Here is a 16,620-nt window from a genome sequence, read left to right on the forward strand (position 1 = left end):
CCCCTTCATCCGCGCCTCCCGGACGGCCGCGTCCCGGCGCCCGCGGACCGCCGCCGCCCCCCACCCCGCGCCCGGGCCCGGCTCCCGGCCGACGACGAGGTGCTCCTCGACGTGCCCGACGACCGTCTGGGCCCCGCGCTGGTCGCGGCCGGGCAGGGCACCTACGAGACCGCCGCCGCCCTGCTGGCCGGCACCGTCGAGCGCGCCGAGTGGGAACACCGCGACCGATACGTCACCCGCCTCGCGTCCTTCGCGCGATCCCGCCCGGAGTGGTTCGAGGAATGGCGGGCCGCCGCCCCGCACGACCCGGACGCCCTGCTGGTGGCCGCCCAGCTCGCGGTGGAGCGCGCCTGGGATTCGCCCGCCAGGGCCGAGCTGCTGCGTGAGGTGAGCCCGCTGGTCACGGCCGCCGCGCAGGCCGACCACCGCGACCCGGTGCCGTGGCGGATCGCCCTGGACCACGCGCGCGGGTCCAACGCCGGCCCCAAGTACTTCGGCGAGCTGTGGGCGGCCGCCGTCCGCCGCGCCCCGCACCACTACGGCTGCCACGTGGCCGCCAAGCGCTATCTGGCCGAGTCCTGGCACGGCTCCCACCGGGAGTGCTTCGACTTCGCCGACCGTGCGGCTCAGGACGCCCCGGCCGGCTCGCTCGTCCAGGCGCTGCCGGTACGTGCCGTCTTCGCCTACCTCACCGACGGCTGCGGACCCGAGGTGCCGCGCGAGCGCCTCGACGCGGCCGCCGACCGCGCGATCGGGCTGTCCGCCCGCTTCCCGGGCTCCGACCCCTGGACGGCCGAGATCCGCAACCTCCTGACGTACGTCCTGGTCCGGCTCGGCCGCCGGGCCGACGCCCTCACCCAACTGCGCCTGATCGGCCCGTACGCCACGTCCTTCCCGTGGGGCCGGCTGTCGGACGACCCGCTGGGACACTTCCTGGCGGTGCGCGAGAACGTGTGCTCGCAACCGTCCGCGGAGCCCGCGGGGCATCCGCGGGGTGGGCACGGGGAACGCGCCCACCCCGCGGACCACTAGGCTTCTGCGGCGTGACCACCGTCCGGCTGCCGCTCTTCCCGCTGAACACCGTCCTCTTCCCGGGGCTGGTGCTTCCGCTCAACGTGTTCGAGGAGCGCTATCGCGCCCTGATGCGCGATCTGCTGAAAACCCCCGAGGAGGAACCGCGCCGGTTCGTCGTCGTCGCGATCCGCGACGGCCATGAGGTGGCACCGGCCGCCCCGGGCATGCCGGACCAGACCGCGCCGCTCCAGCGGGGTCCCGCCGCCGGATTCGGCGACGACCCGCTCAAGGCGTTCCACGCGGTCGGCTGCGTCGCCGACGCGGCGACCGTCCGGGAGCGGGCCGACGGCACCTTCGAGGTGCTGGCGACCGGGACGACCCGGGTGCGGCTGGTGTCGGTGGACGCCTCGGGCCCGTTCCTCACGGGGGAGCTGGAGGAGCTGACGGAGGAGCCGGGAGACGAGGCGGGCACGCTCGCCGAAGGCGTGCTGCGGGCCTTCCGCCAGTACCAGAAGCGCCTCGCGGGCGCCCGGGAACGTTCCCTGTCCACCGGGGCGGACCTGCCCGACGAGCCGTCCGTGGTGTCGTACCTGGTGGCGGCTGCGATGATGCTCGACACGCCCACCAAGCAGCGGCTTCTCCAGGCCCCGGACACCGCCTCCCGGCTGCGCGACGAGCTGAAACTCCTGCGCGCGGAGACGGCCATCCTCCGTAGCCTGCCCTCGCTGCCCGCGGCGGACCTGACCCGCGGGCCGACGAGTCTCAACTGACGCACGAGAAGGCCCTGATGGCGAAGAAGTCGAAGAAGCAGCAGCAGTCCGGTGGCACGCCCGCGACCGTCGCCCTGACGGCGGCGGGCATGGAGTTCACGGTCCACGCCTACGACCACGACCCGGCCCACCCCTCCTACGGCGAGGAGGCGGCCGAGGCCATCGGCGTCTCCCCCGACCGGGTCTTCAAGACCCTCGTGGCCGATGTGGACGGCACCCTGACGGTCGCCGTGGTCCCGGTCGCCGGCTCACTGGACCTGAAGGCCCTCGCGGCGGCCGTCGGCGGCAAGCGCGCGGCCATGGCCGACCCGGCCCTCGCGGAACGCACCACGGGCTACGTCCGCGGCGGGATCTCCCCGCTGGGCCAGCGCAAGAGACTCGCCACGGTCCTCGACGACTCGGCGGAGGCCCACGCCACGATCTGCGTCTCGGCGGGCCGCCGCGGCCTGGAGGTCGAACTCTCCCCCACCGACCTGGCCAAGCTCACGGAAGCGGTCCTCGCGCCCATCGGCCGCGCGTAGACCTCTCGGCCGCGCGCAGACGCGGGAGGCCCACTCCGACGACAGCGAGGGCCCACCCGACCAGAGCGGGCAAGGCGGCCAGGGCACGCCATCCGCCGCCCACCCGGGAAAACCCCCGGCACGACCCCGGCGGACACCCCGCCGAACCCCCGCACCACACACAGCACCGGGCCCGCCTGCTGCGCCCAGGATGCGAAAAACCGACCCCGGCGCCGCCGACACCCACACCCAGACACGGAGAGGCCCACCTCGACAACGGGCGAAGGCCCACCGACCAGAACAGGCAAGGCGGGCAAGGCGGCCAGGGCACGCCATCGGAAGCCCAACCGGGAAACCCCCGGCCCCCGGCGACGAGACCCGGTGCCGCCGACGCCCTACGTCAGCGGTGCCCCGTACGGGTCCTTCTGCAGCGGCCCCTGTCCGAACGTCTCGGGGTCCCGCGGGCCGAACAGTGACGTGAGGCCCAGGTGCACCAGCAGGGCGGCCAGGGACCAGGCCAGCAGCGCGCCCTTGGCGCTCAGCTTCAGCGGGGCCGAGAAGGTGACGCCCTTGCCCGCCGCCTTCGCCTGGGCGATCACGTCCTGGCCGGGCCCGAGCCAGACACCGATCCGCCACGCCAGCAGCGAGCCGAGCAGTCCGCCGAGGGCCAGCGCCACGACCAGCGGCACGCCCCCGCGGCGGCGCCAGGCGAACACGGCGGCGGCGCTCACGGCACCGCAGGCCACGGCCAGCAGGGCGAACGTGCCGTCCACCCCGACGGCCTGCTCGCCCTCGGTGTCCTCGAGGTAGACGACCCAGCTGCCGTCGGTGAGTTCCCCGACCAGCGGGACGCGCGGCGCCAGCCACACCCACAGCAGTCCCAGCGCCACCCCGGTGATCGCGACCAGGACGGTGATCACGGCGGCTTCCCGCAGCTCCGTCCTCATCCCGGGCCCGTCCTGTCCGTGCCCGGCGTCGTGCGGCGCGGCGGCCGTACCGGGGTACGCCCCGGGCGACGGCCAGGCGTCGCGCGGGGACGGTTCGTGCGGCGGCGGAGGAGGAGTCAGCGGTGCGGTCACCCTGACATCGTGCCAGGCGTGCCTGTGCCGTGCGTCATCGGACGGCGGCCCGACGGTACGCCCAGGTGGCGACGGCCAGCGAGACCACGCCGACCACCGCGCACACCGCGAGGTCGCCCAGCACGAACGCCCAGTCGGGGTGCGGCCGGAAGGTCCGCGCGAGAGCTTCCACGCCGTACGTCGACGGCAGCAGATCGCGGGTGAAGCGCACCGGCTCCGGCATCCGGTCGGGCGGCAGCACGCCGAGGAGCAGCGCCGCCGACATGCCCAGCTGGCCCAGCACGGTGGCCAGCTCCGGGCGCGGGGCGAGCAGCCCGAAGGCCGCGCCGAGCCCGGCCAGCGCGGCGCCGGACAGCGGGATGACCAGCGCCAGCACCCACAGGTGGGTCAGCGGCAGCCCGAAGAGCAGCGAGCCGAACACCGCGGTCACCAGCGTCCCCGGCACGGTGAAGGACGCGTACGCGCCCGCCGCGCCGAGCACCACGGCGGCTGGCGGCACCGGCAGCGTGGCGTAGTGGTCGAGGCCGCCGCTGGCCCGCAGCTGCCCGAAGTACTGCGCGAGGAGGTTCAGCGCGACGAAGGCGACGACGAGGACCGCCGAGCCGGCCACCACGGCCTCCGCCTCGCGTCCGCCCTCGACGACCCCGCGCATCATGATCAGGATGCCGACCGACTGGAAGGTGGCCACGAACAGCAGGGGGATGCGGGCCACCCGCGCGCGGGACAGCTGCGCGCGGTACACGGCCGCCATCGACGGCCACAGCCGCGCGCGCGGCGCCAGCTCGGCCGCTTGCCGGACCGGCTGCTCGTCCACGGCCAGGGCGCTGCCCGGCAGAACCTCTGCGGGTACGACACTCACGTCGCGTTGCTCCTCTTGGGTCCGGTGGTCGCCCTGTTCGATGTCGCTCTGTTCGGTGTCGCTCTGTTCGGTGTCGCCCTGTTCGGTGTCGCCCTGTTCGGTACGGATGCGGGGACGATCCTGCTCACACCCTCACCAACCCCTGCCGGGCGGCCCCGCCCAGCGCCAGGTAGACGTCCTCCAGGCTCGGCGTGGCGAGAGTGAAATCGTCCAGGGCGGCGAAGGCGGCCCCGCCGGTGACGGTGGCGACGACCGTACGGGCCTCCTCGGGCCCCAGCCGAAGCGTCCAGCGGCGCCCGGACTCCACGGCCCGCTCGCGCAGCGCGGCGACCTCGGGGACGTCCAGCGGCGCCCGCTCGCGCCACACCAGTTCCACCCGTACCTCGTCGGCGACCTGCTCCTTGAGCCCCGACGGTGTGTCGCAGGCGATGACCCGGCCGCGGTCTAGGACGGCGACCCGGTCGAGGACCGTCTCGGCCTCGATCACGTTGTGGGTGACGAGCAGCACGGTGGTGCCGCGCTCGGCGCGCCGCCGGTCCACCGCGGACCACACGGCACGCCGGGCGACGGGGTCCATGCCGGTGGTCGGCTCGTCCAGCACCAGCAGCGGCCGCTCCCCCACCAGCGCGGTCGCGAAGCAGGCCAGCCGCCGCTGTCCGCCGGACAGCTTGCGCAGCGGCCGCCCGGCGATCGGGGTGAGCCCGAGTTCGTCGAGTACGGCGTCCCGTTCGCGCCGGGCCTCGCGCAGGGGAAGACCGCGCAGGCGTCCGGTGGTCTCGGCGGCGAGGGAGACGGTGAGTTCATCGAGGGCGGTGGACTCCTGGCCGAGGTAGGCGAGGATGCGCGCGGCCCGTTCCGGGTGACGCACGATGTCGTGCCCGAGGATCTCCACGGTGCCGGTGTCCGGCCGCATCAGCCCGGTCACCTGCCGGACGACGCTGGTCTTGCCGGCGCCGTTGGGCCCGAGCAGACCGAAGATCTCACCGCGCCGCACCTCGAGCCGTACGTCGTCGGTGGCACGGACCTCCGGGGCCGCGGGAGCGCCGCGCCGGCCTCGGACCGCCGGATAGGTCTTGGTCAGTCCGCGTACGGCACACACGACCTCGTCCCGGTGCCGAATGGTCGATGCCGCGCGCGTACTCACAAGGGACGAGGGTACGGGGTCGGCGACCCCCGCTCGCCGTCGGGGGCGTCCGGAGTGCCCGGTTCAGTCCGCCGCGGGCGCCTGCTCGGCCGCCGTCCGAACGTCGATCTCGCGCCAGAACCCCGCCCGGATGGCGTAGCGGTCGTGCTCGTCGATCTGGTCGTCCTTGTGGGCGAGGAGGCCGAAGCGGGCCGCGTACCGCAGCAGCTCGCCGTCGATGCGGTGCGGGATGCGCGGGTACATGCCGGACAGCTTCTGGAGATGGCCCTGGTCGCCGAGGCGCCCCATCCAGCGGCGGGCGAAGACCTGGCCCACCTCGAAGGGGTCGCCGCCGACGGTGGTGATGTCCTCCTCGCGGTCGGCCCACCGCTGCTCGGCCGTGGTGACCTGCGCGAGCGTCGGCATCGAGGCGACCTCGGGGGGCTCGGCGGCGGTGCCGGGCCGGTCGACCCACCCCTTGTCGGAGGACCAGCGCAGGGTCGCGGTGGCGGGGGGCTGGACGGCGGCCTGGGCGCCGGGTGCGCGCAGGGCCGCGAGGTCCTTGGGGGTGGGGACGCCCTTGGCGGCGGGGCGTTCCCGGGTGCCGTTGTCGGCGGGGGCGGAGGGGTGCTCGCTCTGCTCCGCGGGCCGCTCGGAGGTGGGCGCGAGGCTGGATTCGGGCAGCGGCGCGGAGAGGATGGCGGCGATCTCGGGCCGCGGCACGGGCGGCGGCGCGCAGACCCCGCCGAGGTCCTTGGCGCGTACGGCCTTGGTGATCCACGTACGGTCCAGGACGCGCCGTTCGTCGGCCTCGGCGACCAGGTCCTCGGACTGGTTGTAGTCGCCGTCGGCGGCCTGTACGGCCCACAGGTGGACGGCGACGCCGTGCTCCTTGGCGGCCATCATGCCGGGCAGCAGGTCGCCGTCTCCGGTGACCAGGACGACGTCGGAGCAGGCGCGGTTGCGGGCCAGCTCGGTCAGCTCGGCGTGCATGGCGGCGTCGACGCCCTTCTGCGCCCAGCGGCCGTCGCTGCGGGTCAGGGCGCCCAGCCGGACGGTGACCCGGGGCATGACGCGCAGTCTGCGGTGTTCGGGCTGGGGGACGCGGTCGGGGGCGCCGTCGAACCAGTAGATCCGCAGCAGCGGCCGTTCGGTCTCGGATTCCGCCTGTTCGCGCAGGCCCTGGACGAGGGCGGCGTGGTCGACGGTGATCCTGGATCTCGACGGTTCTCCGGCGAGGAGACTCGCGGCGGCCCCCAGCAGATACCCGGCGTCCACCAGGACGATGCAGCGGTCCACACGACTCACCCTCTTCCCGGGAGATTTGCTTCGGGCCTGCTTCGAGTCTGCCCGACCGCACGGGGGTTAACGGCCGGAACTCGATCTTCGGCGTGGCGTTTCGGGGCGGGACCCTCCGACGAACCCTGTCACCGACGGTAATTATCCGAAATGCGCCACAAGTCAGCCTATGTGAATCTGATTCCGGCCCTGGCCCCTAGACCCCCAACAGGAGGCAGATCCCCATGGCCAAGAACAAGAACCGTGACCGCAAGCAGCCGCAGTCCGAGCGCATCCCGCAGTCGGCGCCGCAGGCCACCCTCGAGCCGCAGGACGAGACGCGCTCCCCGCAGGTGACGCCCGGCGACATCGGCCCCGGCAAGGGCCGCGGCAAGCGCTTCGGCCACAACTAGCATCTGCGTAACGGGCCCTTGACGCCCTTGCACGTGCATGAGGGGCGCACCCGGAGATCCGGGTGCGCCCCTTGCGTGTGTCCCGCATGTGCTGTGCGTGCGCCGCTCAGCCGGCCAGGCAGGACGGGCCGAGCAGCACCTTCAGGTCGCCGAAGAGGGCCGGGTCGGGCTTGACCCGGTGCCGGTCCAGGCGCAGCACGGTCGTCTTCGTCGGGCCCTGGAGCTTGATCCGGACCTCGCTGTCGCCCCGGTGGTGGGTGAGGATCTCGCCGAGCCGGTTGATCATCGGCGGGGTGACCTTCACGGCCGGGATGGTGAGAATCACGGGCGCGTTGGTGCCCGCGTTGGACAGGTCCGGCACCTGGAGTTCCATCGCGACCAGGCGCGGCACGTCCTCCCGCTTGTCGAGGCGGCCCTTGACGAACACCACGGCGTCCTCGACGAGTTGGGTCGAGACCAGCTGGTAGGTCGCGGGGAAGAACATGCACTCGATGGAGCCGGCGAGGTCCTCGACGGTGGCGATGGCCCAGGCGTTGCCCTGCTTGGTCATCTTGCGCTGGAGGCCCGAGATGATGCCGCCGATGGTGACGACCGCGCCGTCCGCGTGCTCGCCCCCGGTGAGCTGGGCGATGCCCGCGTCCGCCTTGTCGGACAGCACGTGCTCCAGACCGAAGAGGGGGTGGTCGGAGACGTACAGACCGAGCATCTCGCGCTCCTGCGCGAGCAGGTACGTCTTGTCCCACTCGTCGGTGGTGAACTCGACGTCGAGGCCGAAGCCGGGCTCGTCGTTCTGCTCCTCGCCCATGCCGCCGAAGAGGTCGAACTGGCCCTCGGCCTCCTTGCGCTTGACCGCGACCACGTTGTCGATCATCGGCTCGTACTGCGCGGTGAGGCCCTTGCGGGTGTGGCCCATCGAGTCGAAGGCGCCGGCCTTGATCAGTGATTCCGTGGTGCGCTTGTTGCAGACCACCGCCTCGACCTTGTCGAGGTAGTCGGGGAAGGAGGAGTACTTCCCCTTGGCCTTGCGGGACTTGATGATCGACTCGACGACGTTGGTGCCGACGTTGCGCACGGCGGAGAGGCCGAAGAGGATCACGTCGTCGCCCTGTGCGGCGAAGTTCGACTCGGACTCGTTCACGTTCGGCGGGAGCACCCTGATGCCCATGCGGCGGCACTCGTTGAGGTAGACGGCCGACTTGTCCTTGTCGTCCTTGACCGAGGTGAGCAGCGCCGCCATGTACTCGGCGGGGTAGTTCGCCTTCAGGTACGCCGTCCAGTACGAGACCAGTCCGTACGCGGCCGAGTGGGCCTTGTTGAACGCGTAGCCGGCGAAGGGGACCAGCACGTCCCACAGGGCCTGGATCGCCTCGTCGCTGTAGCCGTTCTTCTTGGCGCCGGCCTGGAAGATGGTGAAGTTCTTCGCCAGCTCGTCGGGCTTCTTCTTGCCCATCACGCGGCGCAGGATGTCGGCCTCGCCGAGCGAGTACCCGGCGATGATCTGGGCGGCCTTCTGCACCTGCTCCTGGTAGACGATCAGGCCGTAGGTGACCGCGAGGACCTCCTGGAGGGGCTCCTCCAGCTCCTTGTGGATCGGCGTGATCTCCTGGCGGCCGTTCTTGCGCTCCGCGTAGTTGATGTGCGAGTTCATGCCCATCGGGCCCGGCCGGTAGAGGGCCGAGACGGCGGAGATGTCCTCGAAGTTGTCGGGCTGCATCTGGCGGAGCAGCGAGCGCATCGGGCCGCCGTCGAACTGGAAGACGCCGAGGGTGTCACCGCGGCAGAGCAGTTCGAAGGTCTTGGGGTCGTCCAGCGGCAGGGCGAGCATCTCCAGGTCGATGCCCTTGTTGGCCTTCACCATCTTGATGGCGTCGTCCATGATCGTGAGGTTGCGCAGGCCCAGGAAGTCCATCTTCAGCAGGCCCAGCGACTCGCACTGGGGGTAGTCCCACTGTGTGATGGTCACGCCGTCGGTGTGCCGCACCCAGACGGGGGCGTGGTCGACGATGGGTTCGCTGGACATGATCACGCCGGCCGCGTGCACGCCCATCTGCCGGACCAGGCCCTCGACGCCCTTGGCGGTGTCGATGACCTTCTTCACGTCCGGCTCGTTCTCGTACATCGCGCGGATCTCGCCCGCCTCGCCGTACCGGGGGTGCGAGGGGTCGGTGATGCCGTTCAGGTCGATGCCCTTGCCCAGGACGTCGGCGGGCATCGCCTTGGTGAGACGGTCGCCCATCGCGTACGGGTAGCCCAGCACGCGCGCGGAGTCCTTGATGGCGTTCTTCGCCTTGATCTTGCCGTAGGTGCCGATCATGGCGACCTTGTCGGCGCCGTACTTCTCGGTCACGTACCTGATCACCTCGACGCGCCTGCGCTCGTCGAAGTCGATGTCGACATCCGGCATGGAGACGCGCTCGGGGTTGAGGAACCGCTCGAAGATCAGGCCGTGCGGGATCGGGTCGAGGTCGGTGATGCCCATGGCGTACGCGACGATCGAGCCGGCCGCGGAACCTCGGCCGGGGCCGACCGCGATGCCGTTGTTCTTGGCCCACATGATGAAGTCGGCGACGACGAGGAAGTAGCCCGGGAACCCCATCTGGATGATGACGTCCATCTCGTACTCGACCTGCTTCTGCCGGTCCTCGGGGATGCCGCCGGGGAAGCGGCGCTCCATGCCGCGGCGGACCTCCTCCTTGAACCAGCTGACCTCGGTGTAGCCCTCGGGGATGTCGAACTTCGGCATGAGGTTCTTCGCCTCGAACATGCCGGTCGTGTCGACCATCTCGGCCACCAGGAGGGTGTTGGCGCAGCCCTCCTGCCAGGCCTCCGAGGAGTCGATGGCGTACATCTCGTCCGTGGACTTCAGGTAGTAGCCGGTGCCGTCGAAGCGGAAGCGGTCGGGGTCCGAGAGGTTCTTGCCGGTCTGGATGCACAGCAGGGCGTCGTGGGCGGTCGCCTCGTGCGCGTACGTGTAGTGCGAGTCGTTGGTGACCAGCGGCGGGATGCCGAGCTTCTTGCCGATGTCCAGCAGGCCGTCCCGGACCCGGCGCTCGATCTCGATGCCGTGGTCCATCAGCTCCAGGAAGTAGCGGTCCTTGCCGAAGATGTCCTGGTAGTCGGCGGCGGCCTTCAGTGCCTCGTCGTACTGGCCGAGGCGAAGGCGGGTCTGGAGCTCGCCGGAGGGGCAGCCGGTGGAGGCGACGAGCCCTTCGGACCACTGGGAGATGGTCTCCTTGTCCATCCGCGGCCACTTCTGCAGCCAGCCCTCGGCGTACGCGTCCGAGGAGAGCTTGAAGAGGTTGTGCAGGCCGGTCGCGTTGGTCGCCCAGATCGTCTTGTGGGTGTAGCCGCCGGAGCCGGAGACGTCGTCGCGCTTCTGGTGCGGCTGGCCCCACTGGATCTTGCGCTTGTTGCGCCGCGACTCGGGGGCGACATACGCCTCGATCCCGATGATCGGGGTGACTCCGGCCTTCTTCGCGGAATGGAAGAAGTCGTACGCCCCGTGCAGGTTGCCGTGGTCGGACATGGCGATATGGGTCATGCCCATCTCGTTGCACGCGTCGAACATGTCCTTGAGCCGCGCGGCACCGTCCAGCAGCGAGTACTGGGTGTGGACGTGCAGGTGCGTGAACGGCGGCTTTGACACGGCGTGGCCTCCAAGGGAAACAGTCGACGACGGGCTGGGGGACAGTCCGGGGGTCAGCGTCGAAGTCTATGCCTCGGCACTGACACCCGGCGGGCTCCCCCGCGTACCTTCACAGCGGGGGCCGCGGGCACTTTCGCACGCGCCCGCCCGTTGGGGACGACAGAAACGCTGTCGTACACATGAAGCACCAGGAGGCACCCCGCGATGTCGGTTCCGCAGCTCAACGAAGAGCCTCGCGGCGAGGAGATCCTCGCCGTCTTCGACACCGCCTTCGGCGAACTCCTGGCCGCGGACCCGGCCGCGTTCCGTGTGAAGTTCCGCAAGATGGCGGCCTCCGCGTTCGCGTTCTACCGGGGCACGGCGTGCCTCTTCTACCACGACCTGGACGCGGCGAGCGGCGGGCGCGGCGACGCCGGCACCTTCACCGGCCCCTACCTGGACGACCGCACCTCGCGCGTGTGGATCCACGGCGATCTCCACGCGGAGAACTTCGGCACCTACATGGACTCCCAGGGCCGCCTGATCTTCAACGTCAACGACTTCGACGAGGCGTACGTCGGCCCCTTCCTCTGGGACCTCAAGCGCTTCTCCGCCTCGATCGCCCTCGTCGGGTACGCGAAGGCGCTCAGCGACGACCAGATCACCGAGCTGGTGCAGGTGTACGCGGGCGCGTACCGCGAGCGGATCCGCGCCCTGGCCACCGGCGCCAAGCAGGACGAGGTGCCGCCCTTCACGCTGGACACGGCCGACGGCCCGCTGCTGGACGCGCTGCGCGACGCCCGTTCCCTGACCCGCTTCGGGCTGCTGGAATCGATGACCGAGATCCGCGACTTCGAGCGCCGCTTCGCGCCCGGCGGCGGTTCCATCGAGCTGGACGCGGCCACCCGCTACAAGGTCCTCGCCGCCTTCGACGGCTATCTGGAGACGCTGCCGGACACCTCCCTGACCCGCCCCGACTCCTACCGCGTGAAGGACGTCGTCGGCCGCCGGGGCATCGGCATCGGCTCGGCCGGCCTGCCCTCGTACAACATCCTGCTGGAGGGCAACAGCGACGCCCTGGAGAACGACGTGGTGATCTACGTCAAGCAGGCCCAGACCCCGGCCGTCTCCCGGCACATCACCGACCGGGCGATCCGCGAGTACTTCCAGCACGAGGGCCACCGCACGGTGATCTCCCAGCGCGCCCTCCAGGCGCACGCCGACCCGTGGCTGGGCTGGACCGAGCTGGACGGCGCGGGTCAGCTGGTCGCCGAGGTCTCGCCGTACGCGGTGGACCTGGACTGGAGCGACATCGACGACCCGGAGGAGATCGCGGGCGTCGTCGCCGACCTCGGCCGGGCCACGGCCACGATGCACGCGGCGGCGGACGACACCTCCGGCGAGTCCCTGGTGCCGTTCTCCACCGAGCGGGCCATCGACGCGGCGCTCGCGGGCGACGAGGAGAGCTTCGCGCCGCTCCTGGTGGAGTTCGCGCACTCCTACGGCGCACGCGCGCGTGCGGACCACCAGATCTTCCTCGACCTGTTCCGCAACGGCCGGATCCCGGGCCTGTGACTGGGCCTGCCAGGGGGCCTGTGCCGCGGCGCACCGCAGCGGGGTCCACCGCGACGGGATCCATAACGAAAAGGGCGCTCACAGCGACCCTTTAGGGGTCTCTTACAGGCGCCCGTGACACACTCTCCTCCGCTATGGACATATCCGGGACCCGCCTCAGAGCCGTACGCGCGGCGCTGTTCACGGCCTTCGTCGTGACGCTCAGCACCGCGTCGCACGTGCTGCTGTCCCGGGCCCCGCTGCCGCTGAACACGGTGGCCGCCCTCGCGGTCGCCGTGTTCCTCCTCGCCTACGCCCTGGCGGGCCGGGAGCGCGGCTTCGGGCGGATCGCCGCCCTGCTCATCCCGCTGGAGCTGGCGGCCGACACGGTCTTCACCGCCGGCCAGCACGTCTGCTACGGCCGGGCGGGCGGCCCGGTCGCCGGTCCGCTGCGCTCGGTCGGCCTCGACCTCCTGTGCGGCGACGGCACCGGTGTCGGCGCCCCGCTGGCCCGGTTCAGCAGGGGCGGCGCCGACCCCGAGCGGGTCGGCGGCCTCCTCGCCCACGCCGACCCGTCGACCGCCTGGCTGCTGCTGGGCGCGCACATCGGCGTCGGCCTCCTCGCCGCGGCCTGGCTGCGGCGGGGCGAACGCGCACTGGCCCAGGTGCTGCGCGCCGCGACCGCGACCACGTTCCGACCGCTGTTGCTGGCCGTGGCCGCCGTGACCGTCCGCAGCGCCCCGGCCGTCCGCCGCCCGCCGCGGCCCGTGCCCCGCCCGATCGCCACGAGCCGCGACCGGCTCCTCGTGCACTCCCTGGGACGTCGTGGGCCCCCGCGCCCGGCCGCTGCCGCCTGAGCATCACCACCGCCCGCGCGGCCACGAACACGACAGCCCCCACACACGTATCCCGCGCACACCCTGCGCGCGTCCACCTGGAGAACACCACCATGAGCAAGCGCAACAGTGCGGCGGCGAAGACGGCGGCCCGCGAGCGGCTGCGCATCGAGCGCGAACGCCAGGCCAAGCGGGCCAAGATCAAGCGCCAGGTCATCGTGGCCTGCTCGGTCGTCGGAGTGCTGGCGGCGGCCGGCGGCATAGGTTACGCGGTCGTCCAGAACAACAAGCCCAGCCACTGGGAGGCCGTGCTGGACGAGAAAGTCGTCCCGCCGGCCAACACCACGGGCGACAACGGGACGACCGTGGTCATCGGCAAGAGCACCGCCAAGAAGACCCTGAAGCTGTACGAGGACCCGCGCTGCCCGGTCTGCGCCCAGTTCGAGCAGACCGTCGGCTCGACCGTCGAGAAGGACTTCGAGGCAGGCAAGTACAAAATTCAGTTCATCGGCGGAACGTTCCTGGATGGGGACACCGACGAGGACGGCAAACTGCAGGTCGGCTCCCGCGGTGAAGGTTCAAAGAATGCGATGAGCGCCCTCGGCGCGGCGCTGAACGTGAGCCCCGAGGCGTTCCTGGAGTACAAGACGGCGCTGTACTCGGCGAAGTACCACCCCGAGGAGTCGGACGACCAGTTCAAGAGCGACGACTACTTGATCAAGGTGGCGAATTCGGTCGACGCCCTGAAGAACAACACGAAGTTCCAGAACGCCGTCAAGAACGGCACCTACGACGCCTGGGCGCTGGCCATGTCCCAGACGTTCAACACCAACAAGGACGACGTCAACGGCACACCGAGCCTCGTCATGGACGGCAAGAAGCTCACGGGCGCCGACGGCCAGAACGCGCCGATGACCGTGGCCGACTTCAACACCGCAATCGACGGCGCATTGAAGAACTGATCCGCGGATGGGGCGCGCACTCCCGACTGCCACGCCGGGCGCGCGGGCCCCTCCGGAAAGCTCCCATGCGCTGCGCCGGTGGAATTGGGCTACTTGGCCGCCACAGTAGGCCTCGGCATCGAAATCAAGCCACGCCCCGCCACGATATTCTCCACAGAAGTTGACCGATGCGGCACTAGACAAAGATCAAAATTCCCCTTTCGCCCCATTGTGCCAGATTGATTCTCCATTGCCGTACGGCAAACAGGGGGTTAGGATCACAGCGCAATTTGCACCGAAGCCCGACGCAGCGTATGTCGATCTGACCCATTGACATAGGGGGATAAGTGAACAAGCTGAGCAGGAAATTCAAGCGCATATTGACCGGCGTGGCCGCCACCGGATCAGCATTGGCTCTCAGCGCCAGTCCCGCTTTCGCGGGCAGCAATGCTCACGGATACTCGTATTTCGAGTCCTGCGGGATCATCAGTTGCGTCACCCTCGAACCCGCAGAAGGCTGGTTCTACCACGATGGGGACGACTGGAAGGTCTGCGACCTCATGGGGGACGGGGACCGCGCCATGATCTCCATCTACTGGGAAGACTCTGGCGGTAGTCACTACCATCGCCTCGCCGCCACGGGCGGCGCAAACACGTGCGTCAGCGGCGGCGCGGGAGTCAACATCCCAGAAGGCAAGAAGGTAACTCTTCTGGTATGGCACCAGAACGGCGCGGACGGGTCTCCGAAGCACCAGATGAGGTACTTCGGAACCGCATGACGAGGAAGTCTGCCGTAGCCTCAGAGCCCCATGAAGCGGTCTGATGGCACCCCCGTGACGGCGGGCCACTGAGGGACGAAGATCCAGGGGACGGAGAACCGAAGAGCGGGCGAACTTTTCCAGTTCGCCCGCTCTTTGTCGTACTGGTCAGTAATCTGATCGGCCGTGACCAGTCGATACAGATCAACAGAGAGCACCGACGCGCCGTCAGATCGCGTCGACGCGCGTGCCCCGCGCCGCCGTACGGTCGTCAAGGCCGCTGCCGCCACCGCTGTGCTGGCCGGGCCGCTCGCCGCCGCCCTTCCCGCTCGGGCCGCCGACGAGGCCCCCGCCTTCCTGCACGGTGTCGCCTCCGGCGACCCGCTGCCCGACGGCGTGCTGCTGTGGACCCGGGTGACCCCGACCGTCGACGCGATACCCGGCTCCGGCCTCGGCCCGGACACCGAGGTCGAGTGGATCGTCGCCAGGGACAAGGCGCTGACGACCATCGTGGCCAAGGGGTCCGTCACCGCGACCGCCGCCTCCGACCACACCGTCAAGGCGGACATCCGCGGCCTGGCCCCGGCCACCGACTACTGGTTCCGCTTCTCGGCCGGCGGGACCGACTCCCCGGTGGCGCGTACCCGCACCGCGCCGGCGGCGGACGCGTCCGTGGCGGGCCTGCGCTTCGGCGTGGCCTCCTGCGCCAACTGGGAGGCCGGCTACTTCTCCTCCTACCGGCACCTCGCCGCCCGCGGCGACCTCGACGCCTGGCTGCACCTCGGCGACTACATCTACGAGTACGGCACCGGCGAGTACGGCACCCGCGACACCGTCGTACGGCAGCACGCGCCCACGCACGAGATCCTCACCCTCGCCGACTACCGCACCCGGCACGGCAGGTACAAGACCGACCCCGATCTCCAGGCCCTGCACGCCAAGGCGCCCGTCATCGCGATCTGGGACGACCACGAGATCGCCAACGACGCCTGGTCGGGCGGCGCCGAGAACCACACCGAGGGCGCCGAGGGCACCTGGACGGCCCGTCAGGCAGCCGCCAAGCAGGCCTACTTCGAGTGGATGCCGGTCCGCCCGGCACTGGCGGGCACCACCTACCGCCGACTGCGCTTCGGCAAGCTCGCCGATCTCTCCCTGCTGGACCTGCGCTCCTTCCGCTCCCAGCAGGTCTCCGTGGGCAACGGTGACGTCGACGACCCGGACCGCACCCTCACCGGCCGCGCCCAGCTCGACTGGCTGAAGGCCGGTCTGAAGTCCTCCGACACCACCTGGCGGCTGGTCGGCAACTCGGTGATGATCTCGCCGTTCGCCATCGGCTCCCTCTCCGCGGCCCTGCTCAAGCCGCTCGCCGAGCTGCTCGGCCTGCCGCAGGAGGGCCTCGCCCTCAACACCGACCAGTGGGACGGCTACACGGACGACCGCCGCGAGATCCTCGCCCACCTGCGCGCGAACGCCATCCGCAACACCGTCTTCCTCACCGGCGACATCCACATGGCGTGGGCCAACGACGTGCCCGTGGACGCCGGGACCTATCCGCTGTCCGCCTCGGCCGCCACGGAGTTCGTGGTCACCTCGGTGACCTCCGACAACCTCGACGACATCGTGAAGGTCCCCGAGGGCACGGTCTCCGCGATCGCCGCGCCGGTCATCAAGGCCGCCAACCGCCACGTCCACTGGGTGGACACCGACCGGCACGGTTACGGCGTCCTGGACATCACCGCCGACCGCGCGCAGATGGACTACTACGTGGTGTCCAGCCGCACGAAGGCGGACGCGACCTCGTCCTGGTCCCGGTCCTACCGCACCCGCTCCGGCACGCAGAAGGTCGAGCGGACGTACGACCCCGTGTAGC

The 16,620-nt window shown here is 70.8% G+C and carries 14 protein-coding genes; 9 read left to right on the plus strand and 5 right to left on the minus strand.

Annotation, left to right across the window (positions count from 1 at the left end; all coding sequences use genetic code 11):
* Positions 1–111 precede the first annotated feature (111 nt).
* The 3 genes from BM536_RS22615 to ybaK are packed head-to-tail and all read left to right on the plus strand — an operon-like array spanning position 112 to position 2,305.
* Positions 112–1,032: a hypothetical protein gene (locus BM536_RS22615; RefSeq protein ID WP_425444659.1), complete on the plus strand. Its 921-nt coding sequence runs from the start codon at positions 112–114 to the stop codon at positions 1,030–1,032.
* An 11-nt stretch (positions 1,033–1,043) separates the two neighbouring features.
* Positions 1,044–1,784, plus strand: a complete 741-nt coding sequence (locus BM536_RS22620; protein WP_094103389.1) for an LON peptidase substrate-binding domain-containing protein — start codon at positions 1,044–1,046, stop codon at positions 1,782–1,784.
* Positions 1,785–1,801: 17 nt separating this feature from the next.
* Positions 1,802–2,305, plus strand: coding sequence for a Cys-tRNA(Pro) deacylase (gene ybaK, locus BM536_RS22625; RefSeq protein ID WP_073496487.1), 504 nt, complete (start codon positions 1,802–1,804; stop codon positions 2,303–2,305).
* Between the two features lie 374 nt (positions 2,306–2,679).
* Here ybaK and BM536_RS22630 read toward each other — a convergent pair whose 3' ends face one another.
* The 4 genes from BM536_RS22630 to BM536_RS22645 all read right to left on the minus strand — a co-directional run bounded on the left by BM536_RS22630 (position 2,680) and on the right by BM536_RS22645 (position 6,644).
* Positions 2,680–3,363, minus strand: a complete 684-nt coding sequence (locus BM536_RS22630) for a DUF2567 domain-containing protein (RefSeq protein WP_073493559.1) — start codon at positions 3,361–3,363, stop codon at positions 2,680–2,682.
* A 34-nt stretch (positions 3,364–3,397) separates the two neighbouring features.
* Positions 3,398–4,222: an ABC transporter permease gene (locus BM536_RS22635; RefSeq protein ID WP_094103390.1), complete on the minus strand. Its 825-nt coding sequence runs from the start codon at positions 4,220–4,222 to the stop codon at positions 3,398–3,400.
* A 124-nt stretch (positions 4,223–4,346) separates the two neighbouring features.
* On the minus strand, positions 4,347–5,321 hold the full coding sequence (locus tag BM536_RS22640; protein ID WP_073493556.1) for an ABC transporter ATP-binding protein: 975 nt from the start codon (positions 5,319–5,321) through the stop codon (positions 4,347–4,349).
* Positions 5,322–5,429: 108 nt separating this feature from the next.
* On the minus strand, positions 5,430–6,644 hold the full coding sequence (locus tag BM536_RS22645) for an NYN domain-containing protein (RefSeq protein WP_094103391.1): 1,215 nt from the start codon (positions 6,642–6,644) through the stop codon (positions 5,430–5,432).
* Between the two features lie 224 nt (positions 6,645–6,868).
* Here BM536_RS22645 and BM536_RS41350 point away from each other — a divergent pair, with 224 nt between their 5' ends.
* A complete protein-coding gene (locus BM536_RS41350) occupies positions 6,869–7,036 on the plus strand; it encodes a hypothetical protein (RefSeq protein WP_094103392.1) in 168 nt (55 codons plus the stop codon).
* A gap of 106 nt (positions 7,037–7,142) precedes the next feature.
* On the opposite strand, the gene dnaE is transcribed toward BM536_RS41350, so the two are convergent.
* On the minus strand, positions 7,143–10,682 hold the full coding sequence (gene dnaE / locus BM536_RS22655; protein ID WP_073493552.1) for a DNA polymerase III subunit alpha: 3,540 nt from the start codon (positions 10,680–10,682) through the stop codon (positions 7,143–7,145).
* Positions 10,683–10,886: 204 nt separating this feature from the next.
* Between dnaE and BM536_RS22660 the strand changes: the two genes are divergently transcribed.
* The 5 genes from BM536_RS22660 to BM536_RS22680 all read left to right on the plus strand — a co-directional run bounded on the left by BM536_RS22660 (position 10,887) and on the right by BM536_RS22680 (position 16,619).
* On the plus strand, positions 10,887–12,236 hold the full coding sequence (locus BM536_RS22660) for a DUF2252 domain-containing protein (protein ID WP_073493551.1): 1,350 nt from the start codon (positions 10,887–10,889) through the stop codon (positions 12,234–12,236).
* Between the two features lie 134 nt (positions 12,237–12,370).
* Positions 12,371–13,072, plus strand: a complete 702-nt coding sequence (locus tag BM536_RS22665; protein WP_094103393.1) for a hypothetical protein — start codon at positions 12,371–12,373, stop codon at positions 13,070–13,072.
* Between the two features lie 92 nt (positions 13,073–13,164).
* Positions 13,165–14,013 (plus strand): thioredoxin domain-containing protein, encoded by an 849-nt coding sequence (locus BM536_RS22670; RefSeq protein WP_073493549.1) that lies wholly within the window; start codon positions 13,165–13,167, stop codon positions 14,011–14,013.
* Positions 14,014–14,339: 326 nt separating this feature from the next.
* Positions 14,340–14,771: a hypothetical protein gene (locus BM536_RS22675; RefSeq protein WP_073493547.1), complete on the plus strand. Its 432-nt coding sequence runs from the start codon at positions 14,340–14,342 to the stop codon at positions 14,769–14,771.
* A gap of 165 nt (positions 14,772–14,936) precedes the next feature.
* A complete protein-coding gene (locus tag BM536_RS22680; protein WP_073493545.1) occupies positions 14,937–16,619 on the plus strand; it encodes an alkaline phosphatase D family protein in 1,683 nt (560 codons plus the stop codon).
* Position 16,620 lies beyond the last annotated feature (1 nt).

Origin of the sequence: Streptomyces phaeoluteigriseus, from assembly GCF_001896135.2 — a bacterium.
Taxonomy (GTDB): Bacteria; Actinomycetota; Actinomycetes; order Streptomycetales; family Streptomycetaceae; genus Streptomyces; species Streptomyces phaeoluteigriseus.